The sequence below is a fragment of the Nocardia sp. NBC_01499 genome (genome assembly GCF_045040275.1).
In the GTDB taxonomy this organism is placed as follows: domain Bacteria; phylum Actinomycetota; class Actinomycetes; order Mycobacteriales; family Mycobacteriaceae; genus Nocardia.
In genome coordinates, this window is sequence record NZ_CP109426.1 from 7,906,622 (window position 1) to 7,932,963 (window position 26,342).

At 68.0% G+C, this 26,342-nt stretch carries 22 protein-coding genes; 15 read left to right on the plus strand and 7 right to left on the minus strand.

Annotated elements, in window-relative coordinates:
- Positions 1-206 precede the first annotated feature (206 nt).
- Entirely contained in the window at positions 207-719 is a 513-nt protein-coding gene (locus tag OG203_RS36210; RefSeq protein ID WP_405161700.1) for a hypothetical protein, read from the plus strand.
- Entirely contained in the window at positions 716-1,627 is a 912-nt protein-coding gene (locus OG203_RS36215; RefSeq protein ID WP_405161701.1) for a hypothetical protein, read from the plus strand. The genes OG203_RS36210 and OG203_RS36215 overlap by 4 nt, the downstream gene beginning before the upstream one ends.
- A gap of 49 nt (positions 1,628-1,676) precedes the next feature.
- On the opposite strand, the gene OG203_RS36220 is transcribed toward OG203_RS36215, so the two are convergent.
- From OG203_RS36220 to OG203_RS36230, 3 genes are all read right to left on the minus strand, one after another.
- A complete protein-coding gene (locus OG203_RS36220) occupies positions 1,677-3,107 on the minus strand; it encodes an FHA domain-containing protein (RefSeq protein WP_405161702.1) in 1,431 nt (476 codons plus the stop codon).
- Positions 3,108-3,730: 623 nt separating this feature from the next.
- On the minus strand, positions 3,731-4,489 hold the full coding sequence (locus OG203_RS36225) for an SDR family oxidoreductase (RefSeq protein WP_405161703.1): 759 nt from the start codon (positions 4,487-4,489) through the stop codon (positions 3,731-3,733).
- A gap of 79 nt (positions 4,490-4,568) precedes the next feature.
- Positions 4,569-5,984, minus strand: coding sequence for an MFS transporter (locus OG203_RS36230; protein WP_405161704.1), 1,416 nt, complete (start codon positions 5,982-5,984; stop codon positions 4,569-4,571).
- Positions 5,985-6,196: 212 nt separating this feature from the next.
- On the opposite strand from OG203_RS36230, the gene OG203_RS36235 reads away from it, so the two are divergent.
- Complete coding sequence (locus OG203_RS36235) at positions 6,197-6,868, plus strand: TetR/AcrR family transcriptional regulator (protein ID WP_405161705.1); 672 nt, start codon at positions 6,197-6,199, stop codon at positions 6,866-6,868.
- Positions 6,869-6,876: 8 nt separating this feature from the next.
- Positions 6,877-7,431 carry a GNAT family N-acetyltransferase gene (locus OG203_RS36240; RefSeq protein WP_405168115.1) on the plus strand — a complete coding sequence of 185 codons (555 nt, stop codon included), beginning with the start codon at positions 6,877-6,879 and terminating at the stop codon, positions 7,429-7,431.
- Here OG203_RS36240 and OG203_RS36245 read toward each other — a convergent pair.
- Together OG203_RS36245 and OG203_RS36250 are read right to left on the minus strand one after the other, a co-directional pair.
- On the minus strand, positions 7,428-8,969 hold the full coding sequence (locus tag OG203_RS36245; RefSeq protein ID WP_405161706.1) for a glycerol-3-phosphate dehydrogenase/oxidase: 1,542 nt from the start codon (positions 8,967-8,969) through the stop codon (positions 7,428-7,430). The genes OG203_RS36240 and OG203_RS36245 overlap by 4 nt on opposite strands.
- A 103-nt stretch (positions 8,970-9,072) precedes the next feature.
- The gene (locus OG203_RS36250) at positions 9,073-9,702 is read right to left on the minus strand and encodes a TetR/AcrR family transcriptional regulator (RefSeq protein WP_405161707.1); all 630 of its coding nucleotides are present in this window, start codon (positions 9,700-9,702) and stop codon (positions 9,073-9,075) included.
- 136 nt (positions 9,703-9,838) lie between these two features.
- Here OG203_RS36250 and OG203_RS36255 point away from each other — a divergent pair, with 136 nt between their 5' ends.
- Both OG203_RS36255 and OG203_RS36260 read left to right on the plus strand, forming a co-directional pair.
- Positions 9,839-11,416, plus strand: a complete 1,578-nt coding sequence (locus tag OG203_RS36255) for an FAD-binding oxidoreductase (RefSeq protein ID WP_405168116.1) — start codon at positions 9,839-9,841, stop codon at positions 11,414-11,416.
- The gene (locus OG203_RS36260; protein ID WP_405161708.1) at positions 11,413-12,363 is read left to right on the plus strand and encodes a diacylglycerol kinase; all 951 of its coding nucleotides are present in this window, start codon (positions 11,413-11,415) and stop codon (positions 12,361-12,363) included. The genes OG203_RS36255 and OG203_RS36260 overlap by 4 nt, the downstream gene beginning before the upstream one ends.
- Positions 12,364-12,512: 149 nt before the next feature.
- Here OG203_RS36260 and OG203_RS36265 read toward each other — a convergent pair whose 3' ends face one another.
- Positions 12,513-13,223, minus strand: a complete 711-nt coding sequence (locus OG203_RS36265; RefSeq protein WP_405161709.1) for an AAA family ATPase — start codon at positions 13,221-13,223, stop codon at positions 12,513-12,515.
- Between the two features lie 269 nt (positions 13,224-13,492).
- Here OG203_RS36265 and OG203_RS36270 point away from each other — a divergent pair, with 269 nt between their 5' ends.
- Positions 13,493-14,416, plus strand: coding sequence for an NAD(P)/FAD-dependent oxidoreductase (locus tag OG203_RS36270; protein ID WP_405161710.1), 924 nt, complete (start codon positions 13,493-13,495; stop codon positions 14,414-14,416).
- 132 nt (positions 14,417-14,548) lie between these two features.
- Here OG203_RS36270 and OG203_RS36275 read toward each other — a convergent pair whose 3' ends face one another.
- The gene (locus tag OG203_RS36275) at positions 14,549-14,851 is read right to left on the minus strand and encodes a helix-turn-helix domain-containing protein (protein ID WP_405161711.1); all 303 of its coding nucleotides are present in this window, start codon (positions 14,849-14,851) and stop codon (positions 14,549-14,551) included.
- 120 nt (positions 14,852-14,971) lie between these two features.
- On the opposite strand from OG203_RS36275, the gene OG203_RS36280 reads away from it, so the two are divergent.
- The 8 genes from OG203_RS36280 to obgE all read left to right on the plus strand — a co-directional run bounded on the left by OG203_RS36280 (position 14,972) and on the right by obgE (position 26,197).
- Positions 14,972-17,644 carry a valine--tRNA ligase gene (locus OG203_RS36280; RefSeq protein WP_405161712.1) on the plus strand — a complete coding sequence of 891 codons (2,673 nt, stop codon included), beginning with the start codon at positions 14,972-14,974 and terminating at the stop codon, positions 17,642-17,644.
- 95 nt (positions 17,645-17,739) lie between these two features.
- Positions 17,740-19,110, plus strand: coding sequence for a bifunctional folylpolyglutamate synthase/dihydrofolate synthase (locus OG203_RS36285; protein WP_405168117.1), 1,371 nt, complete (start codon positions 17,740-17,742; stop codon positions 19,108-19,110).
- On the plus strand, positions 19,107-19,523 hold the full coding sequence (locus OG203_RS36290; protein WP_405161713.1) for a DUF4233 domain-containing protein: 417 nt from the start codon (positions 19,107-19,109) through the stop codon (positions 19,521-19,523). Before OG203_RS36285 ends, OG203_RS36290 begins: the two co-directional genes overlap by 4 nt.
- Before the next feature lie 97 nt (positions 19,524-19,620).
- Positions 19,621-20,037, plus strand: a complete 417-nt coding sequence (gene ndk / locus OG203_RS36295; RefSeq protein WP_405161714.1) for a nucleoside-diphosphate kinase — start codon at positions 19,621-19,623, stop codon at positions 20,035-20,037.
- 506 nt (positions 20,038-20,543) lie between these two features.
- Positions 20,544-23,666, plus strand: coding sequence for a translation initiation factor IF-2 N-terminal domain-containing protein (locus tag OG203_RS36300; RefSeq protein ID WP_405161715.1), 3,123 nt, complete (start codon positions 20,544-20,546; stop codon positions 23,664-23,666).
- 340 nt (positions 23,667-24,006) lie between these two features.
- Entirely contained in the window at positions 24,007-24,318 is a 312-nt protein-coding gene (gene rplU / locus OG203_RS36305) for a 50S ribosomal protein L21 (protein ID WP_040732804.1), read from the plus strand.
- Positions 24,319-24,340: 22 nt separating this feature from the next.
- A complete protein-coding gene (gene rpmA, locus OG203_RS36310; RefSeq protein WP_040732806.1) occupies positions 24,341-24,607 on the plus strand; it encodes a 50S ribosomal protein L27 in 267 nt (88 codons plus the stop codon).
- Positions 24,608-24,742: 135 nt separating this feature from the next.
- Positions 24,743-26,197 (plus strand): GTPase ObgE, encoded by a 1,455-nt coding sequence (gene obgE, locus OG203_RS36315; RefSeq protein ID WP_405161716.1) that lies wholly within the window; start codon positions 24,743-24,745, stop codon positions 26,195-26,197.
- Positions 26,198-26,342: the final 145 nt, after the last annotated feature.

Sequence of the window (26,342 nt, forward strand, 5' to 3'; positions counted from 1 at the left end):
CGTGTGGTGGGGCGGATGGGTCTACTTGTTCGGGTGATCCGACATCGCCGGATGTTACGACCTCGCCAACTACGACTCCGTCTGATACGACGACCCCGACTGATACGACGACTCCGCCGGTGACGACAACGCCGTCTATTACGACAACGCCGCCTGTCACGACTACGCCCGAGAGCTCTACGACGCCGCCTGTTACGACGACTGAGGTGATTCCGCCTCCGCCGGAGGAGGTGGTGCCGCCGCCACCGGTCAGGCTGCCGGATGTTGTTGTGCCGCCGAGGAATCCGGTGCGGGTGCCGGTGGTGGTGCCGCCTGCTCCCCAGGTGCTGCCGCCTGCGCCACCTCAATTGCTGCCTGCCGCACTGGAACTCACGCCGTCGACGGTGGGGCCGGGTGCTGGTGTCACGGCTAGTGGGCATGGATGCGATCCGCGAGCGCCCGTTGATGTCGCGATCGGGGGTGTTGCCGCCGGGAAGACTGTTGCCGGAGTGGATGGAGCGTTCGAGGTGCCGCTGGTTACCGGGGCGGTGGATGTCGGTCGGTATCAGGTGACGGCGACGTGTGGGCGCACGTTGGTCGCGCCGCTGGATGTGGTGCTGGTCAGCAGTATTGGCGCGGGGACGTCGACGCTGACCGTGATTCTGTTCATTCTGCTGCTCGGTGGGTGGTATTACGGCCGTCGGCTTGTCTCGCAGCTACCTGAGCGGAGGGGCGAATGAGCGGTGGCTTCCATGGCATTCGGTGGGTGGTCTGGCCGGTGCTGTCGCTGATCGTGCTGGGGTGGGCGGCGGCGCTGGCGGGTGCGCGGCCCGACGGGGTCGACATGACCGCGAATTTCGATGGGCACGATATTGCGGGGACGTCGGTGGAGCGGCCGTTGCGGCTCGTGCCGGACAGCACCGTTCGGGTCGCGATCGAGTTGACCAACAATACGAGTGCGCCGGTGGAGGTCCGGCACGTTGATCTCTCGGGTCATGTGCTCGGTCTGAGCTTCTTCTCCTACTCGACCGCCATTGAATTGACCGTTGCGCCAGGCAAATCCGAGTCGTTGCAGTATCAGCTGGAGTTGCGTGGGTTGGCGGGGCAGGCGACCGGGCTCATCGGCGGTGAGCTCGCGGTCTATGGTGCGAGCGACGCGGTGGTCACGGCGATACCGCTGATCACCGATGTGCGTGGGTCGTTGTGGTCGGTGTACGGGCTGTTCGGGATCGCGCTTGCCGTGCTCACCGCTCTCGGTATCGCCGACGCGGCGTTGACCATTGCGCGGCAACGGCTTTCGGCCAATCGAGGGCAGCGCGGTTTGCGGGTGCTCGCTCCGGGGCTCGGGATCGGGCTGGTGTTCGCGTTCACCGCGTCGGTGGCGCGGTGGTGGGTGCCGGATACCAGTCTGTGGCTGGCGTTCGCGGGAGTTACCGCGGCCGTTGCGTTTCTGCTCGGCTACGCGTCGCCGCCGCCGGAACCGGAACATAACGAGGACAACGACATCGACGACGCCCCGGACGATATCGCCGAGTCCGAAACCTCTCGAGTTTCGGGCCGACGGGCCGACACCGTGACCGAGCAGGGCGAACCTGAGCACCCGTCAGCTGAGTCTTCGGAATCAACGGCACAGGGAGGCATTTCGTGAGTAAAGGTCACCGCCCTGAGCATGCGGACACTCGCCGAACGTGGGTAAGTCAGGCGTCGGGCTGGTTGGGGCAGCGGTAGGTGAGTACTCGTTCGCTGATGCGGACGCTCCAGCCGGGGCGGAGTTCGGTGGGAGAGGAGCCGATTCGGGTCCACTCGTCGGCGCCGGGTGGGGCGATGAAGGTGCCGGAGGTGGCGGTGGCGTCGCGGACGAAGACCTTGCCGCGGTCGACCGAGACGTAGGCGTGCACGCGGGAGACGTGGCGGTCGCGTTGGATCACGATGGGGGCGGCGGTCGCGGAGCGGACGGAGTCGTCGGTTTGCGGGCCGCGTCCGATGACGTACGGGCGGTCGAGGGGGTAGGCGGTGCCGTTCTCGAGGATCAGGGTGCCGACGGCTTGATCGTGTTCGGCAGCAGGACGCGTGACACTGACGGCACGGTCGACCGTGGTCTTGTGCAGCGCAATGGGTTCGGGGTGTGCGCCGGGCTGGCGGGTCTGGGACCAAGCGAGCGGGCGGTCCACCGCGGGTCGGCCGATCGGGGGGCGTGGTCTTGCTCGTGGCCGCGCCGATTCCGAAGGCTGGATCTTGGTGGCGGAGTTGGCCGACGACGCGGCCGCGGCGGATCGGGTTGCTGAGGGTGCGGACGACGACTGAGCCGCGGTCGATCGGGTTGCCGAAGGCGCCGCCGACGCTGAATCGGCCGAGGGGGAGCTGGTGGTCGACGACGGAGCCGAGGATGAAGCTGCGGAGCCGGAGCCGGAGCCGGAGCCGGAGCCGGAGCCGGAGCGGGCCGCGGAAGCGGAACGAGCGGTCGACGTACCTGAGGCGGCGGTGGAAGATCGGACGGCCGACGCCGCTGAGGTAGGAGTATCGACCGCTTCGTCGGCACCGGTGGGTTCGGGCGTCGCGGCGAATCCGGCGGCGGCGGTCGGCGCGGGATCATCGGTCGACGCGGTGACGGACGGGCGAGGCGTCGTGGAACTCTTGGCCGATTTGCTCGCGCGGCGAACGGCCGTCTGCAGGACGAATCCACCACCGGGGACCACGCCCGCGCGGAGATCGGTGCGCGGCAGCGCCTTCAACGGTTTTCCGGTATCCGTGCCGACCGTGATGCGGCGCAGCGGTTCGCGCACGATCTCATCGACCCAGGTGAACGCGCGTGCACCATCGAGTCGCCTGGTGCCTTCCGCGCCGTTGATCTCGGCGAACACCGGTCCGCGCAGCAGGATCAGGGTGCCGTCGTCGGTCGGTGCCACCACGCCGAACGGGGACGGCTCGGCAGTGCTGCCGAAAACCACGGCGGCCAGCCGCTGAGTGAGCGCCGCGCCGGGATGCTCCCCCTCCGCGACCGCCTCGATGGTGCCGAGGATCCGATCGGTGGAGGCCGTTTCACCGGCCAGGTACACGACGACGCCACCGAAGCGCGCGACAAGGCCATGACCTTGCGCGATCCCAACGGTGGATGGTTTGTTGCGCACTCGCGCCCTCCTTCCCGGCGCCCGACCGACATTCGATGCCAGCATAGAGCGTGTACGTCGGGCGGATCAGTGCGTCGATGGGCGGCGGGATGCGCACGGACGTGTTGTCGTGCTCGGACTGAAGAATCGGCCGACCCACTGAAATCGATAGTGCCGCCGGGACTCTGGCCTTCCAACCGGCTATGTGTCCGCAGGTTGTGAACGTCGTTGGCCTGGTGCTCGTCTCATAGGTTCTCGGCGAGAAGTGTGGCGACCGTCTCGATTGATACTCGGTATGTATCGCCGCGGTCACTCGTCGCGATTCCGACCGGCTGCTCGCGCTACCTGCTCCGTGGTGGACGCGCACATCGTTTTCGGCGTGGTGTTCACCCGTTCAGGCTGGGCAGCGAGTGCCGACCGTCTTTGCCCGACTCCCGGTATCCGTCGCTGTCACAACCGGTCTGCCCACGCTCCGCAAATAGGCGGACAGCTGCCGCAAGCCGCACACCCGTGTACTGGGCGTGCGGCTGACAGAAACGGTGTGCGGGTTCAGTCGGTCGAGCGTTCAGCCGGTGAACTCGGCGGCGTTCTCCTCGAGCCAGCTGGTGAAGGTGCGTGGTGGCCGGCCGGTGAGGATGGCGATGCTATTGGTGATCTCGGACGGGACGCCGTCGTAGCCACGCCAGTAGTCGAGCAGGCCGTCGGCGATGTCGGCGGGCATGTAGTCGGCCATCTGCCGCTTCCAGGCCTCGGGGGGTGACCTGGTCGACGGCGATGGGGCGGCCGATGACTGTGGCGACGAGGTCGATCTGCTCGGTGAAGGTGAGGGTCTCGGGGCCGGTCAGGGTGTGCTGTTCGCCACGATGTTCCGGCGCGGTGAGCAGGGCGTACGCGGCTGCGGCGACGTCGATTTCGTGGATCGGATCGGCGTATGCGTTGGGGTAGGGGAGGTTGATCGGCCTGCCGGCCTTGATCGCCCATGCCCAGCTGCGAGCATTGCCCGCGAAGGCGCCGGGGCGTAGCACACTGACCGTCATCGGTGCGCCGGCGAGACCGAGCTCGGCGTCGAGGTGCGCCTTGGCGACCGAGTTGGTGGTGGCGTCGGGACCGAGCACCGAGGACGAGGAGAGCAGCACGATGTGCTCGACACCGGCTTCGGTTGCGGCGGAAGCGAATTCGCTGATCGTCGCGGGCTCGGCATACAGGAAGACCGAGGTGACACCGGCGAGGGCGGCGGGGAAGGTGGTCGGATCGGTCAGGTCGCAGGCGACGGCCGAGACGCCCTCGGGAAGCTGGAGTTGTTCGGGGCGGCCGGAGCCGACCCGGACGGGGATTCCGTCGGCGTGCAGCAGGGCGAGCAGCTGGGTGGCGACCGCGCCGCGGCCTCCGGTGAGGAGAATCATGAGAAATCCTTCGTGGGTGGTTCGGTCAGGGTAGTGCGAGTTCGTCGTAAAGAGGTTGGCGGACAGGCGCATTGGTGGGTCAGTGCTGGGCGGGTGCGTTGCGGGGAAGCAGTCGGACCAGCCCGCAGCTGACGAGGGCGATGGCGGCGACGAGAACGAGGCTGATGGTCAGCGCGTGCGCCTGGCCGGAGCCGACGGAGTGGAAGTACACGGTGGTGACGGCGGCCGCGCCGACGGCGTTGGCGAGTTGCTGCACCGCGGTGAGTGAGCCACTGGCACTGCCGGTTTCGGCCTGTTCGATATCGCCGATGGTGACCCGGTAGATGGTGCCGAAGCAGGTGCCCATGCCGAGTCCGAGGATCAGGATCGGCGCGGACAGCGCCAACGGGGCGACGGATGCTCCTGCGGTCACGGCGATTACGATCAGCAGACCGGTGCCGGTCAGGGTGATCAGCAGACCGATCAGAATGAGGTTGCGACCGAGCCTGTCGATGAACCGATGGGCCGCGACCGAGGAGATCACGATGCCGACGGCCAAGGGAGCGAGGCCGAGCGCGGCGCCGGTCGGGCTGTAGCCGAGTCCGGTCTGCAGGAACAGTGACAGCACATAGAGCAGGCCGGAGACCGCGGCGAAGAACACGAGACCGAGCAGCAGTCCCGAGGTGAAGCCCCGGTTCTTGAACAGCGACGGCCGGATCAGCGGGTCCGCGGCGGTCAGCTGGCGCCGGGCGAACAGGCCGAAGCAGACCAGACCCGCCGCGAGATAGCCGAGGGGTGCGACGGTCCAGCCATGCGCGGAGCCGTCGATCAGGCCGAACAGCGCACCGAACATCGCGACACCGAGCAGCCCGGCACCGAGCCCGTCGATGGTGACGGTGCGGTCGCCACTATCGAACGGCAGCAAGCGGTAGGCGGCGGCGAACGCGGCGCCACCGAGCCCGATATTGATCAAAAACATTGCGCGCCAACCGAAACCGAACAGATCGGCGTCGATCAGGAAACCGGCCAGGATCGGGCCGCCGACCGCGGACAGGCCGAGGGCGGGACCGAACACGCTGAACGCCTTGCCGAGATGTTCGCGGGGGAAGACGGCCGTGAGGATGCCGAAACCCTGCGGGATCAGCAGCGCACCGAAGGCGCCCTGGACCAGCCTGGCGGCGATGATCGAGGTCGGGTCGAAGGCGAGGCCGCAGGCGATCGAGGCGACGGTGAACCCGGCCAGCCCGATCAGGAACAGGCGGCGTTTGCCGAAGCGATCGCCGAGTCGGCCGCCGACAACCAGCAGCACGCCGAGGGCGAGGGCGTAGCTCGCACCGAGCCACTGGATCAGGGACTGGCCGCCGAGCAGGTCCGCGGCGATGGTCGGGGCGGCGATGTTGGTGATCGTCGCATCGAGCAGGTCGAGCATCTCGACCGCGATGATCACGGCGAGTACGGCCCACATCCGGCTGGTGACCTGGGGAGTTGCTGGGGTGGAGTGCGTGACGGTGGTCATGGGGCACCTCCTTCGAGGTGGAGAAGATCCGATCGAACTCCGATCGTTACGAACGTTGTTCGATTGAGAAGACCATACGAGGCGAACGGCGTTCGTGTCAAACGGTGTTCGTTCAGGCGTATGCTCATCACCATGAGCGAGCGCGGAGAGCGGGCAATGAACACAGCCACCGCTGCGGTTTTGGCGGATTCGATCGCTAGTGGGGCGAAGGCATGAGCACAGCGCCGGTCAGCCGCAGGGCCCGTCCCGCGAAGGCGCCACTGAGCCGTGAGGTGATCATCGAAACCGGCCTGCGCGTCCTCGATGCGGAGGGCCTCGCCGCACTGACCATGCGCCGCGTCGCGCAGGAGCTGGACACCGGCGCGGCCTCGCTCTACGTCTACGTCGCCAACCGCGACGACCTGATGGCCGCCATGCTCGATCACGTGCTCGGCACGCTCGAGGAACCGACCGGCGGCACCTGGCGCGAACGCCTGGTCGCGCTGGTGGAGGCCGCGATCGCGGCGATGAGTCGGCACGAGGGGCTGGCGCTGGTCGCGCTCGGATCGATCCCGACCGCGACGAACACGCTCTTGCTGATGGACCGGATGCTGGCCGTGCTCGCCGAGAGCGGGGTGGCCGGGATCACCAACTCGTGGGCCGTCGACCTGCTGTTCCTGCATATCACCGCGGCCGCCGCCGAACAGAGCGCCTACAACACCAAAGGCATGCGCGCGGAGGTGCACCTCGCCGAGGTCGCCAAGCGTTTCGCCGAGCTGCCGGCCGATCGTTATCCGATGATCGTGGCGATGCGGGAAACTCTCATGACCGGTGACGGGGAAGCACGCGGAAAATGGGCACTTCGGGTGCTGATCGAGGGCATTCTCGCCACGCCGGTCACCTGAACTCTAAGATGTCAAGGGTGTCCGTGATCCGACCGGCGACCGAGGTCGATTTGCCAGCCCTGCAGGAGATCGAGATCGCGGCGGGTAAACCGTTCGCCGATATCGGCATGACCGCCGTGGCGGAGGATGAGCCGCCCTCGCTGGAAACGCTACGTGAGTTCCAGCGCGCCGGGCGCGCGTGGGTGTGGGCCGACGACGGCGATAATCCGGTCGGTTACCTGATCCTCGGCGTTGTCGACGGCGACGCCCATATCGACCAGGTGTCGGTGCTGCCCGGATATCGCGGCAGACGCATCGGCAAACGCCTGATCGATCACGCCGTGTTCTGGGCGAAAGATCATGGGATGCAGTCGATTACCCTCACCACCTTCATCGACGTCGCCTGGAACGGCCCGTACTACCAGCGCCTCGGCTTCCGTTACCTGAGCGACGAGGAGCAGACGCCGGGCCTGCATGCGATCCGCGCGGCGGAGGCGGCGCACGGTCTTGACGACTGGCCGCGCGCCTCCATGAGCGCCGATCTCGATTCGTGGTCCTTCGACGGGACCGTCTCGGAAACCTAGGCCAGTGCGGCCATCGCGGCCGGGGTGGCGGCCGCGCGGTCCTCGGCGATCAGGCCGATGCGGGTGCGGCGGTCGAGGAGATCGTCGGCGTCGAGGGCGGTTTCGTTGCTGACGGCGAAGTGGAATTCCGCTGCGGTGACGTCGATTCCGGCGGCTACCGGCTGGGCTAGCGCCGGATTGTGTTGTGCGGCGGCGAGAATGGTGGCCGCCTCGCTGCCGTAGCGGTCGATCAGGACCGGTGGTGCGTCGATGCGGTCGCGTGCGGCCCCGGAAACCGCGCCTACCAGGGGAAGTCGTTTGGTGCGGCACGGGCCCGCGGTGAGTCCGGCGCGGGTGACGGCGGCGTCGATGACGTCCTCGGCCATCTGGCGGTAGGTGGTGAGTTTGCCGCCGACGACGGTGATGACGCCGGTGGGGGAGTGCAGCACCGCGTGTTTGCGGGAGATGTCGGCGGTGCTGTCGTCGGCGGTTTTCAGCAGTGGGCGCAGGCCCGCGTAGGTGCCGCGAATGTCGCTGCGGGTCAACGGTTCACGCAGCGCGGTGTTGATGGTGTCGAGCAGGAAGTCGATCTCGCCTTCGGTGGGTTTCGGCTCATCCGGGACGGGGCCCGGGGCGTCCTCGTCGGTCAGACCGAGGTACACGCGGCCGTGCGCGGCGGGGAAGGCGAAGACGAAACGACTGGTGCTGCCCGGTACCGGGACGGTCAGCGAGGCGGTGAGCCCGCCGAACGACTCTGCGGCGAACACCAGGTGGGTGCCGCGGCTCGGGCGTAGCTCGATGCTCGGATCGACCTCGTCGGCCCACACGCCGGTGGCGTTGACGACGGCGCTGGCGCGGATGGTCATGGTCTCGCCGGTCAGGGTGTCCCGCAGTCGAGCCGAATTGCCGGTCACGGCAAGGGCTTCCACGCGGGTGAGCACCGTCGCGCCCTGCGCGGCGGCGGTGCGTGCCAAGGCGACAACCAGGCGGGCATCGTCGACCAGCTGTCCGTCCCACGACTGGAGCCCGCCACGCAACCCGTCGCGGCGCACGGTCGGCGCGAGCCGCAGCGCTTCGGCGGCCGCGACTCGGCGGGAACGCGGCAGGATCGCGGCCGGGGTACCCGCACCGCGGCGCAGCACGTCGCCCGCAAGGAAACCGGCCCGCACGAGCGCGCTCTGCGCGGCACCCATGCTGGGCAGCAGCGGCACAAGCTGCGGCAGCGGACGCACGAGATGCGGCGCGGTGGTGCGAAGGAGAATGCCTCGCTCCACGGCACTTTCGTGCGCGATGTCGACCTGACCGCTTGCCAGATACCGCAGCCCGCCGTGCACCAGCTTGGAACTCCACCGGCTGGTTCCGAAGGCCAGGTCGTGTCGCTCCACCAGCACGGTCCGCAGGCCACGGGCCGCCGCGTCCAGCGCGGCACCGACGCCGGTGACGCCGCCGCCGATGACAAGCACGTCGATCCGCGCCTCGTCGCCGAGCCGCCGTAGCTCCCGGGTGCGGCGCTCAGCGTTGAGTGCCGAATCTCCCCTCGATACCGAATTCGCTGTCATCGCTTCGCCTTTCCGAGATCAGTCGTCCTGCCGACGCTCAGGTAACAGGCCGCCGCTGCCCCGCGGTGATCGATCGCCGCGGTGGTCGCCGAATATCCCATCGTCACAACCCCTTTCGATGGGGCGGAACGAGATAGCCGTCGAGCGCGTTGGCCAGCTCGGCGTCGAGGTCGGCTCCGGCGAGCAAGGGGGCGACCGTGCCAGCCGACTGGACTGCGGATTGCGCGATCAGCAGCAGCATGGTGGCCAGATGTTCCGGGTCGCCGTCGCGAATGGACCCGTCCTGCTGCCCCTCGCGGATGCCCGCGGTGAACAGGTCGATCAGTGCGCGCTGGTTGCGGCCGAGGCGGCCGAAGACGTAGGTGAGCATCAGGTCGGTGTCGGCGCGGAAGATCTTGCCGAACAACGGATTCGAGCGAATCGTGACCGCGCCCGCGACGATGCCCGTGACCAGCCTGGTGCGGCCGGCGCCCGAGGTGGGCATGGTGGCGGCGACGATCGCGCGCAGCTCGCGGACCAGCAGTTCGGCGACCAGCGCTCCGGTGTCCGGCCAGCGGCGGTAGACGGTCGGCCTGCTGACGCCCGCGCGACGGGCCACCTCGGTGAGGGTGGTGCGGCGCACGCCGAACTCCGCAACACAGCGGCGGGCGGCGTCGAGAATCGCCAGGTCGATGGCGGAGAGCGCGTCGTCGGCTGAGCCGTTTGGAGCAGCTGGGCCGTCTGGAGCGGTCAAGGCGTCACCTTCGGTCCGGGTTCGTTACTACTTGACATTCTATGTCAAACTGTAACGCATGGTCGAGACGCAGCAGCACACCGGCGAGGAATCGGCTCCGGCGGAAAACTCGGGCGTAACCGAGGCCGCGGCGAGTATGGTCTGGGATGCCTGGGGCATTCCGGCCGGACACAAGCCGTTATCGGCACAGATCCGGGGCCTCCTGACGCAGGTGTTCGGAGTGTCCGGCGACCCGGTGGCGCGCCGCGATGAGGGCGAAGTGTCACTCCGAGAGTCGGCAATCACGCCTGCCCAACGAGACGGGTTGATCGAGGTGGTCGGCGCGGACAACGTCTCGGCCGACCACCACGATCGGCTACGGCACGTGGGCGGCAAAAGCACCCCCGACCTGCTGCGCCGCCGCGCCGAGGGCCCGCAGGACGCACCGGACGCCATCGTCTTTCCCGCCGATCACCAGCAGGTACTTGCGGTGCTCGCCTACTGCGCCGAGCACGCCATCGCGGTCGTCCCGTTCGGCGGCGGCACCAGCGTGGTCGGCGGCGTCGATCCGGTGCGTGGCCGCTTCGACACCGTGATCGCGGTCGACCTGCGCAGGCTCGACGCGGTATCGGAGATCGACCCGATCAGCGGCATGGCCACCCTCGGTGCCGGACTCACGGGGCCGCGCGCGGAGGAACTGCTTCGCGCACAAGGACTTTCGCTCGGGCACTTTCCGCAGAGTTTCGAATTCGCCAGCATCGGCGGGTTCGCCGCCACTCGGTCGTCCGGGCAGGCCTCGGCGGGTTACGGGCGTTTCGACGACATGGTGCAGCGGCTGAAGATCGCAACGCCCACCGGCACAGTGGCACTCGGCCGTCCGCCCGCGTCGGCGGCGGGGCCGGACCTGCGTGAGCTGTTCGTCGGGTCCGAGGGGGCCCTCGGGGTGATCACCGAGGTCACCGTTCGCGTCCATCCGGTGCCGGAAACCATTGCCTACCAAGGATGGTCGTTCCCCGACTTCGAAACCGGCGCCGCCGCACTGCGTTCGGTCGTGCAGGCCGGTGCGACGCCGACGGTGCTCCGGCTCTCCGACGAGGCCGAGACCGGGGTCAACCTGGCTCGTTCCAGCGATATCGGCGGCAACGCGGTCTCGGGTTGCCTGGCGATCACCACTTTCGAGGGCACCGAGGCGCACGTCGCGGCACGCAGCGCCGAAGCGAGCGCGCTGCTCGCCGCGGCCGGTGGCACCGCGCTCGGCGAGACCCCGGCCCTGGAATGGGAACACGGCCGCTTCGGCGCGCCGTACATGCGCGACGCGCTGTTGGACGTCGGCGTGCTGTGCGAGACGCTGGAGACCGCGACCACCTGGGCGAACCTGGCCAACCTCAAGGCGAAGGTGACTGCGGCACTGACCGATTCGCTCGCCGGGCAGGGCACTCCGCCGTTGGTCATGTGCCACATCTCGCACACCTATCCGACGGGTGCGTCGCTGTACTTCACCATCGTCGCCAAGCAGCTCGACGAGCCGATCGCCCAGTGGCACACGGCGAAACAAGCCGTCGGTGCCGCGATCGTGGCGGCGGGCGGCACCATCACCCATCATCACGCGGTCGGCACCGACCACCGCCCGTGGATGTCCGCCGAGATCGGTGACCTCGGGGTGCGGGTATTGCGCGCGGTGAAAGCCGAATTGGACCCCGCGGGCATCCTCAATCCTGGAAAGCTGGTTCCGTGACGCAGTATTCGTCCCGCGCCGTGCGTGCGGTCACCGTGGTGACCAATCGGCACGCGGGGCTGGGCGCCGGTCAGGACGTCGCGACCGCGGCGCTGGCGCGGTTGCGTGATCGCGGGGTCGAGGTCGCCGAGGTGCAGGCACCGTCGGCCGCCGAAACTGTTCAGCTGGTGCGCGATTCGATCGAGCGCGGCAACGCCGACGCGGTGGTCTGCATCGGCGGCGACGGCCTGATGAACGTGACCCTCGATGCCGTCGCGCGGACCGGCGTGCCGCTGGGCTTGATCCCGGCAGGCACCGGCAACGATCTCGCCAGGGAACTCGGTGTGCCCACCGAGGATCCGGTCGCCGCGGCCGATATCGTGATCGACGGACGAACCAGGACCATCGACCTCGGTCAGCTCGAGGCGTCCACCTCGGCACCGATGTGGTTCGCCACCGTCACCGGCACTGGGTTCGACGCACGAGTCACCTTGCGCGCCAACGCCATGCGCTGGCCGAGGGGGCGGCTGCGGTACACCCTCGCCGCGCTGGCCGAGATTTCCGGCCGGTTCACCGTGCCCTATCGGGTCGAGCTGACCGGCGCGGTCACCGAAGGACTGACGAACCCCGGTGCGGGTTCGGCATTGGCGACGAACGCGGTGATGGTCGCGATCGGCAATACCCGCACCTACGGTGGCGGCATGCTGATCTGTCCGGACGCGGTGCTCGACGACGGCCTGCTCGACCTCACCGTGGTCGGCGCGCTGTCCCGGCGGGAGATGCTGCGCCTACTGCCCGTGCTGTCCGCGGGCAAACGGCAGAATCACCCGGCGGTCAAGCAGTATCGAGCCGCGGAAATCACCCTGACCGCGCCCGGTGCCCCCGCAACCGCGGACGGCGAACCCGCTGGCCTGCTGCCGATCACCATCCGTGCCGTCCCCGGCGCACTGACGGTATTGGTCCCCTGAGGCGTTGGCCTGCGCACCAACACCTCCCTGTGCCGCCGGCGCACCCACGCCTTCTCGTCCGTCCGGCACACGCCGGAATCGAGTGGCGGCAAAGGTTCTCGCGCAGCGACTCGGGCCCGGCATCCGCTGGGATGACACCGGCGCCCTTCCTACGCGGCGAAGGTCACCCGGCGCATGCGATTGACATTGATCCGGTCGACGATCACCAGCGATTCCGGCGCGGGCCGCATGCCGCCGCCCGCGCGCAGTCGCCGCATCAACCGTCGCCAGCGAAAACAGTGCAGTACGAAGGTCATTCGATTGGAGCGCCGCCCGCGTGCGTGCTGACCGGCGCGGGCAACCGCGGTGGGCACGTCGAGCAGGATCACGTGCAGCTCCCTGCCGTAACCGGCGGCCCAGAGGGCGATGATTCGGCGCGCCCATCCGGTGGTCGCGCAGTCGTGGATGACTACCGGTCCGTCCGTATCACGCAGTGCCGCACGGATTCCCGCGAAGTGCACGACATGGACGACCGGTCGCCACAGGGAGTACGGCAGCCAGCCGAGCCGGTGCCGCAACCGATTCCGGGCCTGCAGCGAGTCGAGCACCAGTGATCCCGCTGGCCCACCCGATGGGTCTTCGGACTCGGTGGTCGCACCGAAGAACCGGCGCAGCACCGTGCTTTTGCCCGCGCCCGGTATCCCGGCGACAACCAGGGCCGTCATGGGCGGATACTGCAATTCATCGATCGATCGGCCCCGCAGATCGTGCACGGCATCCGGCGCGAGTGCGGGCGGTAACGCCTCGGGGGAGTGCGGCGGCGATGGGGCGAGGGGCGGGTTCACCTCTTCCAGCGTCCGCAGCGGCCGCTGGCCGGGCAACGGGGAAAACCCTGCATTCTCACTGAGATTTCCCTGAACCGGACTGGCGGATGCGTTCACATCTACCAGGGTCCGCACTTGCGGTCGATCTGGCAAGAACGGACAATACGGACATTGTTGAATTGTGACTATTCGGACTTTTGGTCGCGGGGTCGTGCGGACGTGCACGCGCTCATCCCGGCCGCATGACTCCAATTCCCTGAAACAGCAACAAATGTTGTCGCAGCTACGACGTGCCCTCCATCCTCTTCGGCGGAGGTGATCGCTAGATGAGCGAGTTATATGACGTAGTGGTCGTCGGCGGGGGTACTGCGGGACTGTCCGCGGCGCTGGTGCTGACCAGGTCTCGGCGCAGGGTGGCGGTGGTACGCGGTGGTGCGCCGCGCAACGCGCCCGCCGAGCACATGCATGGTTTTCTGACCAGGGATGGGATGTCGCCGGGCGAGCTGCTCGAAAAGGGCGCGGCGGAGGTCGCTGGATACGGCGGCGAGCTGATCGATGATGTCGTCACCGATGTCGAAAAGGGTGATGGCCGAGACGATTTCACCATTGGGCTGGCAAGCGGACGGACGCTGACCGCGCGCCGGATACTGGTCGCGACAGGACTGCGCGATGAACTGCCAGACCTGCCCGGCGTGCGCGAGCGGTGGGGTATCGACGTGCTGCACTGCCCGTACTGCCACGGATATGAGGTGCGCGATCAGCCGCTCGGTCTGCTCGGCGGCGCCGATCCGCGGGTGCCGCATTTGGCGTTGGTATTGCCGCAATGGTCGGCCGACGTGACCTTGTTCCAACACACCATGGAGTTGTCCGATGCCGACCGGGCCCAGTTCGCGGCGCGCGGTGTCCGGGTCATCGAGGGCGAGGTCACGCGACTCGTCGTCGACGGAACCTTGCGCGGGGTGGAACTGGCCGACGGCCGGGCAGTGCCCTGCTCGGCACTGTTCGTCGCACCCACCTTCCTGCCCAATGCCGACTTGCTGCACGCCCTTGGATGCGATTTCGACGAGAAGGGCTGGCCGATCGTTGACCCGTCCGGGCGGACAAGCGTGCCGGGGGTTTGGGCGGCGGGCAATGTCTCGAACCCCGCCGCTCAGGTCGTCGGCGCGGCGGCCGCGGGCTATTCCGCCGCCGTCGCGATCAATGTCGACCTCGCGTTAGCGGCCGCCCAGGAGCCCGTTTCGACCGGTTAATGCGGAGATCCGGGGTAGAAAATGCCAGAAGCTGAGAATTGCTTATGGATTCCCGAACCCTTCCAGTTGGGACGGTAAGCTTTCAGGTGTAGGCGGAGTCTTCGGTGTCCCTCATCCACCGAAGACTCCGCCTTACTTTTTGCCCGATTCCGCGGCAATCCTGTTGTGCGGCACCATGAGCTGGCGCAGGTATGTCTGTTCGGCCTCGGTCAGCAGCAGCGCCCGCGCGATCCCGCCGAGCACGTCGTCCGAGACGCGGGTCACTCGCCCCAACTCCAGCCGGGTGTAGTGATCGACGCTCATCATGGCGAGCAGGGCGACCTCCTCGCGGCGCAGCCCGGCCACCCGGCGCGGATTACCGACCGGCGGCAGACCGACCTGCGCGGGCGTGATCGACGCGCGCTTGACCCTCAGGAATTCGCCGAACTCACTCACACCGGCAAGTCTCACATGGCGCGCGGTTCGGCACGCCCATCGCGGGGCGCTCGGCGGGACAGTCCGGTGTCGGCCCGCACCCTGCGGAAATCGATTGAGCCGGACCACTAGAATCGTCGGGTGACCAGCGCAGCCCCTGACAAGACGCGTAATCGTGCCGATGCCCTCCCCAAGAGCTGGAACCCTGAGGTAGAGGCCTCGATGTACGAGCGCTGGGTAGCCGCTGGCTATTTCGCGGCCGACGCGACCAGCGACAAGCCGCCCTACTCGATCGTGCTGCCTCCGCCGAACGTCACCGGCAACCTGCACATGGGCCACGCCCTCGACCACACGATCATGGACGCCCTCACCCGCCGCAAGCGCATGCAGGGCTACGAGGTGCTGTGGCTGCCCGGCATGGACCACGCGGGCATCGCCACCCAGACCATCGTGGAAAAGCAGCTCGCCGTCGACGGCAAGACCAAGGAAGACTTCGGTCGCGAGCTGTTCATCGACAAGGTGTGGGACTGGAAGCGCGAATCCGGCGGCGCCATCCAGTGGCAGATGCGCGCGCTCGGCGACGGCGTCGACTGGAACCGGGACCGGTTCACCATGGACGACGGCCTGTCCCAGGCCGTGCAGACGATCTTCAAGCGGCTCTACGACGCCGGGCTGATCTACCGCGCCGAGCGACTGGTCAACTGGTCGCCCGCGCTGCGCACCGCCATCTCCGATATCGAGGTCAACTTCCAGGAGATCCCCGGCGAGCTCGTCTCGCTGCGGTACGGCTCGCTCGACGACAGCGAACCGCATGTGATCGTGGCGACCACCCGCGTCGAGACGATGCTCGGTGACACCGCGGTGGCCGTGCACCCGGACGACCCGCGCTACCAGGCGCTGATCGGCACCACCCTCGAACACCCCATCACCGGGCGGCAGATCCCGATCATCGCCGACGACTACGTCGACCCCGAATTCGGTTCCGGCGCAGTGAAGATCACTCCCGCGCACGACCCGAACGACTTCGAGATGGGCCTGCGGCACAACCTGCCGATGCCCAACATCATGGACGAGCGCGGCCGGATCACCGGCACCGGAACCGAATTCGACGGCATGGACCGATTCGAGGCGCGCGTCGCGGTGCGCGAGCGGCTGGCCGCCGAGGGGCGCGTGGTCGCCGAGAAGCGGCCCTACCTGCACAGCGTCGGGCATTCCGAGCGCAGCGGCGAGCCGATCGAACCGCGCCTCTCCATGCAGTGGTGGGTCAAGGTCGAGTCGCTGGCCAAGGCCGCCGGTGACGCGGTTCGCAACGGCGACACCGTGATTCACCCGGCCAGCTCGGAGCCGCGCTGGTTCGAGTGGGTCGACAACATGCACGACTGGTGTATTTCCCGGCAGCTGTGGTGGGGCCACCGCATCCCGATCTGGTACGGCCCCGAGGGCGACGTGGTCTGCGTCGGTCCCGGCGAGACCGCGCCCGAGGGCTACGTGCAGGACCCGGACGTGCTCGACACCTGGTTCTCCTCGGGCCTGTGGCCGTTCTCCACCATGGGCTGGCCCGACGCCACGCCCGAGCTCGAAAAGTTCTATCCGACAAGCGTTCTCGTCACCGGTTACGACATCCTGTTCTTCTGGGTGGCCAGGATGATGATGTTCGGCACCTTCGTCGGCGACGACCCGGTGCTTGCCGCGGGCAAAGATGGGCGGCAGGTCCCGTTCAAGGATGTGTTCCTGCACGGCCTGATTCGCGACCAGTACGGCAAGAAGATGTCGAAGTCGCGCGGCAACGGCATCGACCCGCTGGCCTGGATCAACGAATACGGTGCCGACGCACTGCGATTCACCCTCGCACGCGGCGCACATCCCGGCGGCGACCTCTCGGTCGGCGAACAGCACGCGCTCGCCTCGCGCAGCTTCGTCACGAAGCTGTTCAACGCCACCAAGTTCGCGCTGATGAACGGCGCGCGGACCGGCGAACTGCCCGACCGCGCGCAGCTCACCGATGCCGACCGCTGGATCCTGGATCGGCTCGAAGAGGTGCGCGCCGAAGTGGATTCGGCGCTGGACAGCTACGAGTTCGGCAAGGCCTGCGAGGCGCTGTACCACCTGTTCTGGGACGAAGTCTGTGACTGGTACCTGGAATTGACCAAGGTGCAGTTCGCCGAGGAAGGCGCGCGCACCGAGCACACCCAGGTCGTGCTCGGCAACGTGCTCGACGCGGTGCTTCGCCTGCTGCATCCGGTCGTCCCGTTCGTCACCGAATCGCTGTGGCAGGCGCTGACCGACGGCGAATCCCTGGTGATCGCCGCATGGCCGCAGGCCTCCGGGGTGCCGACGGATCAGGTGTCGGCACAACGCATTTCGGATACCCAGCGGTTGATCACCGAGATCCGCCGGTTCCGCGGCGATCAGGGCCTTGCCGACAAGCAGAAGGTGGCGGCCAAGCTCATCGGCCTTGACACCGCCGGCCTGACCGAACTGCACGACTCGGTCGCGAACCTGGCCCGGCTCACCGCGCCCGGCGACGACTTCGCGGCGACCGCGACCGTCGAGGTCCGGCTGAGCGGTGCCACCGTCACCGTCGAGCTGGACACCTCCGGCGCCGTCGACCTGGACGCCGAACGCCGCCGCCTGGAGAAGGACCTGGCCGCGGCCGAGAAGGAATTGGCAAGCACCGCAGCCAAACTCGGCAACGAGGCGTTCCTCGGCAAGGCGCCGGAGCCGGTGGTCGCGAAGATCAAGGCCCGCCAAGAGGTCGCCGCCGCCGAGGTGGCGCGCATCGGTGCCCGACTCGCAGAACTGAGTGGCAAATGAACCACGAACCGGAACCGCAGTACGGCGACGACCTCCGCCACCCGGCCGCCGGACCGCGGCTGAGTTCCGGACCGTCGCCGGTCGAGCTGGCCGAAATGGCGCTGGTTGAGGCCGAACTCGACACCCGCTGGCCGGAAACCAAGATCGAGCCGTCGCTCACCCGCATCGCCACCCTGATGGATCTGCTCGGCTCGCCGCAGCAGAGCTACCCGGCGATCCACGTCGCCGGCACCAACGGCAAGACCTCGGTGACCAGGATGATCGACGCGCTGCTCACCGCGCTGCACCGGCGCACCGGCCGGATCACCAGCCCGCACCTGCAGCTCGCCACCGAGCGGATCAGCATCGACAACGCCCCGATCACGCCGGCCAGGTACGTCGAGACCTACCAGGAACTGCAGCCGTTCATCGAGATGATCGACGCGCAGTCGGCCGCGGCGGGCGGTCCGCCGATGAGCAAGTTCGAGGTGCTCACCGGCATGGCGTTCGCGGCCTTCGCCGAGGCACCGGTCGACGTGGCCGTCGTGGAGACCGGCATGGGCGGCACCTGGGACGCCACCAATGTGATCGACGGACAGGTCGCGGTGATCACCCCGATCGGCCTCGACCACACCGACTATCTCGGCACCGATCTCACCGCCATCGCGGGGGAGAAGGCCGGAATCATCAAACGTGCGCCGGAGAGCCTGATTCCGCGCGACACCGTCGCGGTGATCGCCGAGCAAGACCCCGAGGCGATGGAGGTGCTGCTGCGCCGGGCCGTCGAGGTGGACGCCGCAGTGGCGCGCGAAGGCGGCGAATTCCGGGTGCTCGCCCGCCAGATCGCGATCGGCGGCCAGCAGCTCGAACTGCAGGGCCTCGGCGGGGTATACGACGAGATCTTCCTGCCGCTGCACGGTGAGCATCAGGCGCGCAACGCGGTGCTCGCGCTCGCGGCGGTCGAGGCGTTCTTCGGCGCGGGTGCCGACCGGCAACTCGACATCGAAGCCATCCGTGCGGGTTTCGCGAGTGTGACCAGCCCGGGCAGGCTGGAGCGGATGCGCAGTGCGCCGACCATCTTCATCGACGCCGCGCACAACCCGGCGGGTGCGCAGGCCCTCGCCTCGACGTTGACGGCGGAGTTCGACTTCCGCAAGCTGGTCGGTGTGGTCTCCGTGCTCGCGGACAAGGACGCCGACGGCATCCTCTCCGCGCTGGAGCCGGTGCTCGACGAGATCGTCGTCACCGGCAACGGTTCGCCGCGTGCGATGGACGTCGACCGGCTCGCCGATCTCGCGGTGCAGCGCTTCGGCGACGAGCGGGTGATCACCGCACCGACGCTGCCGGACGCGCTGGAGACGGCCATCGCCATCGCCGAGGAAGTCGGCGAGGCGGGGGAGATGGTGTCCGGCGCCGGAGTCGTGGTGACCGGTTCCGTCGTGACGGCCGGCGCGACGCGCGCGCTGTTCGGAAAGGACCCCGCATGAGTGAGCCCGCCGCACAACCGGATTCGGTGCCCGCGCCGACGACCGATCCCTGGAAGGGTTTCCGCGGGGTCATGGCGGGGACGCTGGTGCTCGAGGCGATCGTGGTGCTGCTCGCGCTGCCGGTCGTCAGCGCGGTCGGCGGCGGGGTCACCTGGTTGTCCGGTACCTACCTGGTGGTGCTCGCCGTGGTGATGTTCCTCGGCGCGGGGCTGCAGCGGCGGTCCTGGGCGATGCCGTTCAATCTCGGCCTGCAGGTGTTCGTGCTGCTCGGCATCTTCATCCATGTGTCCATCGGGGTCATCGGCGTGGTGTTCGCGGTGGTCTGGGGCTTCATTCTGGTGCTGCGCGCGGACGTGCGCGGCCGGATCGAAAAGGGTCTGCTGCCGAGTCAGCGGGCCCAGCGTTCGTCCTAGTCCTGGCGGCCCCGGACAGCGGTCGCGGCCCGCTTCGCCGACCGTGCGGGGGCCGCTGGTTCGGTACCCGCCGGGGGTGCCGGTTAGAGTGTGCGCCGTGACTGAGCAGACGTTGGTACTCATCAAGCCGGACGGTGTGGCCCGTGGCCTCGCCGGCGAGGTGCTGGTACGAATCGAGCGCAAGGGCCTGAAGATCGCGGCCCTCGAGCTGAAGCATGTGTCCGAGGACCTGGCCAAGGGCCACTACGCCGAGCACGCCGAGAAGCCGTTTTTCGGCTCCCTGATCGAATTCATCACCTCCGGCCCGGTTATCGCGGCCATCCTGGAGGGGCCGCGCGCCATCGCGGCATTCCGGCAGCTCGCCGGTGGCACCGACCCGGTGGAAAAGGCCGTACCGGGCAGCATTCGCGGAGACTTCGCCCTGGAGACCCAGGAGAACCTGGTGCATGGGTCCGATTCGCCCGAATCGGCCAAGCGGGAGATTGCTCTGTGGTTCCCGGAGTTCCCGGCCTGAAAATAGTTTGCGAGTTGGACTCGGTAGTGAGTGAGCGCAGCGAGCGAACCAAAGACACAGCGCCCTGCGGTGCGCGGCTAGCCGAGCTTTAGCGAGGTTAGTCGTGCGCCGCGGTGAGGTCGCGGCGCTCGGTATGGGATACTGACATCGGCTGCTTTTGATGCCGACTGTTCGCGCAGGTACGTGGACTATCGGGGCCATCGCAGCCGGATGACACACCGCGGTTCGATGCCGATCATCGCTGCCACGGACAAAAGGCCCGGTCGCTGGGCTTGTTGTTCGCGTCGGCACGCTGGATGAGCGCTCACAATCGTGGAGTTCAGCCAACAGCCAGGCGCCGCGTGACCAGTTAGCCCAAACCGACGAACACCATGGTGATAACCGGACATGCGGGGCGAGACCATATGACCTTGCGCTGAGCGGCGTGAGGCGAACGGATAGTGCCCCCGCGTCGGCCGCTTCACTCCTTACCGGGAGGGACGCGCCCGGGGGTCCGAGGAGACTTCGTGGCCGAAAAAGAGCCATTGGAAACAACACCACAGGATGCCGAACAATTGCCGGAGCGAATTCGTGTTCACGCACTCGCCAAGCTGCTGGGGGTAACGAGCAAGCGCATCCTGGCCAAGCTCACCGAGTTGGGGTCCGACGCGCGCAGCGCGCAATCGAACGTCGATCGGGCGATCGCGGAGTCTGTCCGCGACGCGCTCGGTCCGCCGGAGGGCGACGCCCCAGCGGTGCAAACCCCGGTGGCGGCCGAGACCCCGGTGCAAGTAGCCGAGACTCCGGCACAGCCGGTCGACGCCCCGGTCCAGCCGGTCGCAGCGGAACCGGAGCCCGCGCCTAGCCGTGGACACGGCGGCCTGGTCTTCTCCGCGCCGGAACCGCTGATCGGCAATTCCGGGGCCGAGAACCCGAACGAGGTCGCACACCAGCCCTCGGTGCAGCTGTTCACCCACCCGGTTCGGCAGGAGCCGCACGTCGCGGCGCCGGTGGTCTTCGAGTCCGCCGCCGTCGTGCAGGCACCGCTGTTCCTGCCGCCGGATGCCGCGGCCGCCGAGCAGACGCGCCGCAAGCGCCGCACCGAGCGCGATGTCCGGCGCGAAGAGCCGGTGGTCGAGGAGCCGCAGCCAGAGGAAGAGCCCGAGACGGTCGAGGACGACCAGGAGTCGACCGATCAGCAGGGTGACGCCGATGGTCAGCCGCGTCGCAGGCGCCGTGGCCGCCGTGGCCGCGGTCGCGGTCGTGGCGAGCAGCAGAGCGACGCCGACGACGAGAACGACTCGGACGACAACGAGGACGAGCAGAACGGCGACACCGCCGACACCAGCGGCAACAACAACGCGGACGCCAGCGACTCGTCCGACGACAACGCCGACACCGAGGACGACGAGAACGAGCCGGAGGGCGCGAGCCGTCGCCGCCGTCGTCGGCGCCGTCGCAAGGTGGCGGGCGACACCCCCGAGGCCGAGGCCGCTACCACCACCGAAGACGACCCGCCGAACACCGTCGTGCACGAGCGCGAGCCGCGGAACAAGAGCCGCAGCCGTGCCACCGCCGTCGATGAGGTGCAGGGCATCACCGGTTCCACCCGGCTCGAGGCCAAGCGGCAGCGCAGGCGCGACGGCCGCGAGGCCGGTCGGCGTCGTCCGCCGATCCTGACCGAGTCGGAGTTCCTGGCTCGCCGCGAAGCGGTGGACCGGGTGATGGTGGTGCGTGAGAAGGCGTTCCCCGATCATCCGACCGCCACTCAGGTCGCGGTGCTCGAGGACAACATCCTGGTCGAGCACTTCGTCACCAGCACCGGTTCCGCCTCGATGGTCGGCAACGTCTACCTCGGCAAGGTGCAGAACGTGCTGCCGAGCATGGAGGCGGCGTTCGTCGACATCGGCCGCGGCCGCAACGGCGTGCTCTACGCGGGCGAGGTGAACTGGGAGGCCGCCGGCCTCGGCGGTAAAGAGCGCAAGATCGAACAGGCGCTCAAGCCCGGTGAGCTCGTGCTCGTTCAGGTCTCCAAGGATCCGGTCGGACACAAGGGCGCCCGGCTGACCACGCAGATCAGCCTGGCCGGACGCTTCCTGGTGTATGTGCCGGGCGGCACCTCCACCGGTATCAGCCGCAAGCTGCCCGACACCGAGCGCAAGCGGCTCAAGGAAATCCTGCGCGACATCGTCCCCAACGACGCCGGTGTGATCATCCGCACCGCGTCCGAGGGTGTCGCCGAGGACGAGCTGGCCCGCGACGTGGAACGGCTGCAGGCGACCTGGCGCACCATCGAGAAGGCCGCCGAAGGCAAGAACGACGGTCAGCCCAAGACGCTGTACGAAGAGCCCGACCTGCTGGTCAAGGTCATCCGTGACCTGTTCAACGAGGACTTCTCCAAGCTCGTCATCGAGGGTGAGCGGGCCTGGAGCACGGTCGAGAAGTACATCGGCACCGTCGCGCCGGAAATGCTCGCCAGGGTCTCCCGGCACGAGAACAACGGCGTCGACGTGTTCGAGGCCTACCGGATCGACGAACAGCTCGCCAAGGCGCTCGATCGCAAGGTGTGGTTGCCCTCGGGCGGCACCCTGGTGATCGACCGCACCGAGGCGATGACGGTGGTCGACGTGAACACCGGCAAGTTCACCGGTTCCGGCGGCAGCAACCTGGAAGAGACGGTCACCCGCAACAACCTTGAGGCGGCCGAGGAGATCGTGCGCCAGATGCGGTTGCGCGATATCGGCGGCATGATCGTCGTCGACTTCATCGACATGGTGCTCGAGTCGAACCGGGATCTGGTGCTGCGCAGGCTCACCGAGGCGCTCGGCCGGGACCGCACCCGCCACCAGGTGTCCGAGGTGACCTCGCTCGGCCTGGTGCAGATGACTCGCAAGAAGCTCGGCACCGGTCTGGTCGAGGCGTTCTCGACGACCTGTGAGCACTGCCATGGGCGCGGCATCCTGGTGCACGCCTACCCGGTCGAGCCGTCCTCTGGCGACGACAGTGGTGCGAGCCGTGGCGCGGCTCGGGAAACCGGATCGCGTCGCCGCCGTGGTCGCGACAAGGGTGCGGCGCCCGCCGCGCCGGTCGCCGCGACCAACGGGACCGCACCGGTCGAGTCCGAGGAAGAGATCGCGGTCAAGCGGGCGCACCCGGTTGCCTTGGCGATGGCCGCGCATCACGGTGATGCGGACGAGGACGAGTCGGGTGCCGAGATCGAGTCGGTGGACGTCGAGATCGAGTCGGTGGCGGCCGAGCGTGAGTCGGTGGTTGCCGAGTCGCACGAGACCGAGGTCGTCGAGCCCGAAATCGCGGTCGCCGTGCCTGTCGAAGAGACGGAACCGGAAGAAGTCGTCGAGACGGTCACCGAGGCTCCTGCGGAAACGGTGGCAAAGCCTGCCGAGGATCGCGCGGTAACCAACGGTGCGCCAGAACCGGCACCGCGCACCGGACGGCGGCGCAGAGTCGCCCGTTCGGCCGCAGCACCCGCCGCGGACAGCAGTGGTGCGGTGTTCGTGCTGCCGACCCCGGAGCAGGCTCCCGCGCCCGCTGTCGACTTCACCGCCGAGATCCCGGTCGAGGTGCCGCAGCGTAAGCCGCGGCGTCGTGCCGTCGGTCGTCCCGCGGGCCCGCCGCCTGCGGAGTCGTAGCAGCTGATCTGACAGCCTCTACGCGGCCGGTCACACCTTTGGGTGCGACCGGCCGCGTCGTCGGATGACGGCCACGCACGGGCCGTCTACGGCGTTGCTGAGGACATTCGCCGCAGCACGGTCGTAGGCGCCGGAACCCCCGGCAAAGGGTTGCTCGTAGGCTGCCGACAGGCGGATTGTGTCGTTGCAGGACTGCTCTGGTAACCTGGGTCGGTCGCTGCCTGGCGATGGGCGTTATATCACGCCCCGCGCAGCAAGCCAGCCAAGAACATCTCGCGTCGCGCAGTTGTGTCGCGAGAAGAAACATGACTGTACTTAATCGAGTGGAGGAAGCCGACCGATGGCAACGTACGCGATCGTCAAGACCGGCGGAAAGCAGTACAAGGTCGCGGTCGGTGACCTGGTGAAGGTCGAGAAGATCGAGGGTAAGCCGGGCACTTCCGTCGCCCTGGATCCGGTTCTCGTCGTTGACGGGGCCGACCTGACCACCGACGCCGCAAAGCTGGCCAAGGTCTCCGTGGCCGCAGAGGTCGTCGAGCAGACAAAAGGCCCGAAGATCCGCATCCACAAGTTCAAGAACAAGACCGGCTACCACAAGCGTCAGGGTCACCGTCAGCCGCTGACGGTCATCAAGGTCACCGGCATCAAGTAAGACATCCCGAGGAGATTCAGCTATGGCACACAAGAAGGGTGCGTCCAGCTCCCGGAACGGTCGCGATTCCAACGCCCAGCGCCTCGGCGTCAAGCGTTTCGGCGGCCAGAAGGTCAACGCAGGCGAGATCCTGGTGCGTCAGCGCGGAACCCACTTCCACCCCGGCGTGAACGTCGGCCGTGGCGGTGACGACACCCTGTTCGCCCTCGCGGCGGGCGCGGTCGAGTTCGGCACCAAGCGCGGACGCAAGACCGTCAACATCGTCGTCCCGGAGCCGGTCGAGGCCTAGGCCTTACCTCTCCAGACAACAGCCGAGCGGGTCAGGGTCGCAACCCTGGCCCGTTTTCGCGTTTTCAGAAGAACCAGCGCGTTTTCACACACGTACCACTGCGATCGACCAGTCCTGAAGGAGGATGATTCGGAAATGTCCAAGTTCATCGACCGTGTCGTACTGCACGTGCGTGCCGGTAAGGGCGGACACGGCTGTGCCTCGGTACTCCGCGAGAAGTTCATGCCGCTCGGCGGACCCAACGGCGGCAACGGGGGCAACGGCGGGGACGTGATCCTCGAAGTCGACCCCAACGTGCACACGCTGTTGGACTTCCACTTCCACCCGCACGCCAAGGCGGGCAACGGCAAACCGGGCGAAGGCAGCAACCGCGACGGCAAGCAAGGCGTCGACCTGCTGCTCAAGGTGCCCGACGGCACCATGGTGCTCGACGGCGACGGCAAGGTACTGATGGACCTAGTCGGCGCGGGCAACCAGTTCATCGCCGCGCGCGGCGGTCGCGGCGGACTCGGCAATGCCGCGCTCGCCTCGAAGGCACGCAAGGCCCCCGGCTTCGCGTTGCTCGGCGAGGACGGCGACGAGGTCGACCTGGTCCTCGAACTGAAGTCCGTCGCCGATGTCGGCCTCGTCGGCTTCCCGTCCGCGGGCAAGTCCTCGCTGGTGTCGGTGCTGTCGGCGGCCAAGCCGAAGATCGCGGACTATCCGTTCACCACCCTCGTGCCCAACCTCGGCGTTGTGCTCAGCGGCGACACCACCTTCACCGTCGCCGACGTGCCAGGCCTGATCCCCGGCGCCAGTGAAGGTCGCGGCCTCGGCCTCGACTTCCTGCGGCACCTGGAGCGTTGTGCCGTTCTCGCGCACGTCGTCGACTGCGCCACCCTCGAACCGGGCCGGGACCCGGTCTCCGACGTGGACGCCCTCGAAGCCGAACTCGCGGCCTACAAACCGGCGCTGAGCGCCGACGCCGACCTCGGCGACCTGGCCGATCGGCCACGCGTGGTGATCCTGAACAAGATCGACGTGCCGGACGCCGCCGAGCTGGCCGAGATGGTCACCGCCGAATTCACCGCACGCGGCTGGCCGGTCTTCGAGATCTCCGCCGTCAGCCGAGAAGGCTTGCGGCCCTTGACTTTCGCGCTCGCGGACTTGGTGCTCCAGTACCGTGAGGCACATCCGAAGGCGGCGCCGGCGCGTCCGGTGATCCGGCCGATCGCGGTCAACCAGAGCGGTTTCACCGTGATCGCGGACCCGCAGGAGCCTGGCGGCTTCATCGTGCGCGGCTCGCAGCCCGAGCGCTGGGTGGTCCAGACGCAGTTCGACAACGACGAGGCCGTCGGCTATCTCGCCGACCGGCTTGCCCGCCTCGGCGTCGAGGACGAGCTGGTCAAGCAGGGTGCCGAGCCGGGTGCCCCGGTGACCATCGGCAACGTCACCTTCGAATGGGAGCCGCAGATCTCGGCGGGCATCGACATGGTCCCCACCGGTCGCGGCACCGATATCCGGCTGGAACAAGACGATCGAATCAGTGCCGCCGAGCGCAAGCACGCGTCGCGGGTGCGTCGCGGTTTGGTGCAGGACGACGAGGAGTAGGCGTGCGCACTCCCCGTCACTTCGGCGGATGCCGGAATCGAGTGATGCCATGAGGGTTGGGCACGCGGTGACGTGGGTGCGCGCCGGAATCGAGTGGTGCTATGAGGGTTTCGGCGCGTGGTCGCGGTGATGGTGTGCCGGAATC

What these genes read in the sequence shown, in the direction of transcription:
- OG203_RS36230 (WP_405161704.1), bottom strand. Translation starts at nt 5,984, where the DNA reads ATGACCACCGTCACGCACTCCACCCCAGCAACTCCCCAGGTCACCAGC.
- OG203_RS36270 (WP_405161710.1), top strand. Translation starts at nt 13,493, where the DNA reads ATGAGCGAGTTATATGACGTAGTGGTCGTCGGCGGGGGTACTGCGGGA.
- rpmA (WP_040732806.1), top strand. Translation starts at nt 24,341, where the DNA reads ATGGCACACAAGAAGGGTGCGTCCAGCTCCCGGAACGGTCGCGATTCC.
- OG203_RS36235 (WP_405161705.1), top strand. Translation starts at nt 6,197, where the DNA reads ATGAGCACAGCGCCGGTCAGCCGCAGGGCCCGTCCCGCGAAGGCGCCA.
- OG203_RS36285 (WP_405168117.1), top strand. Translation starts at nt 17,740, where the DNA reads ATGGCGCTGGTTGAGGCCGAACTCGACACCCGCTGGCCGGAAACCAAG.
- obgE (WP_405161716.1), top strand. Translation starts at nt 24,743, where the DNA reads ATGTCCAAGTTCATCGACCGTGTCGTACTGCACGTGCGTGCCGGTAAG.
- OG203_RS36240 (WP_405168115.1), top strand. Translation starts at nt 6,877, where the DNA reads ATGTCAAGGGTGTCCGTGATCCGACCGGCGACCGAGGTCGATTTGCCA.
- OG203_RS36255 (WP_405168116.1), top strand. Translation starts at nt 9,839, where the DNA reads ATGGTCTGGGATGCCTGGGGCATTCCGGCCGGACACAAGCCGTTATCG.
- OG203_RS36290 (WP_405161713.1), top strand. Translation starts at nt 19,107, where the DNA reads ATGAGTGAGCCCGCCGCACAACCGGATTCGGTGCCCGCGCCGACGACC.
- OG203_RS36225 (WP_405161703.1), bottom strand. Translation starts at nt 4,489, where the DNA reads ATGATTCTCCTCACCGGAGGCCGCGGCGCGGTCGCCACCCAGCTGCTC.
- OG203_RS36215 (WP_405161701.1), top strand. Translation starts at nt 716, where the DNA reads ATGAGCGGTGGCTTCCATGGCATTCGGTGGGTGGTCTGGCCGGTGCTG.
- rplU (WP_040732804.1), top strand. Translation starts at nt 24,007, where the DNA reads ATGGCAACGTACGCGATCGTCAAGACCGGCGGAAAGCAGTACAAGGTC.
- OG203_RS36245 (WP_405161706.1), bottom strand. Translation starts at nt 8,969, where the DNA reads ATGACAGCGAATTCGGTATCGAGGGGAGATTCGGCACTCAACGCTGAG.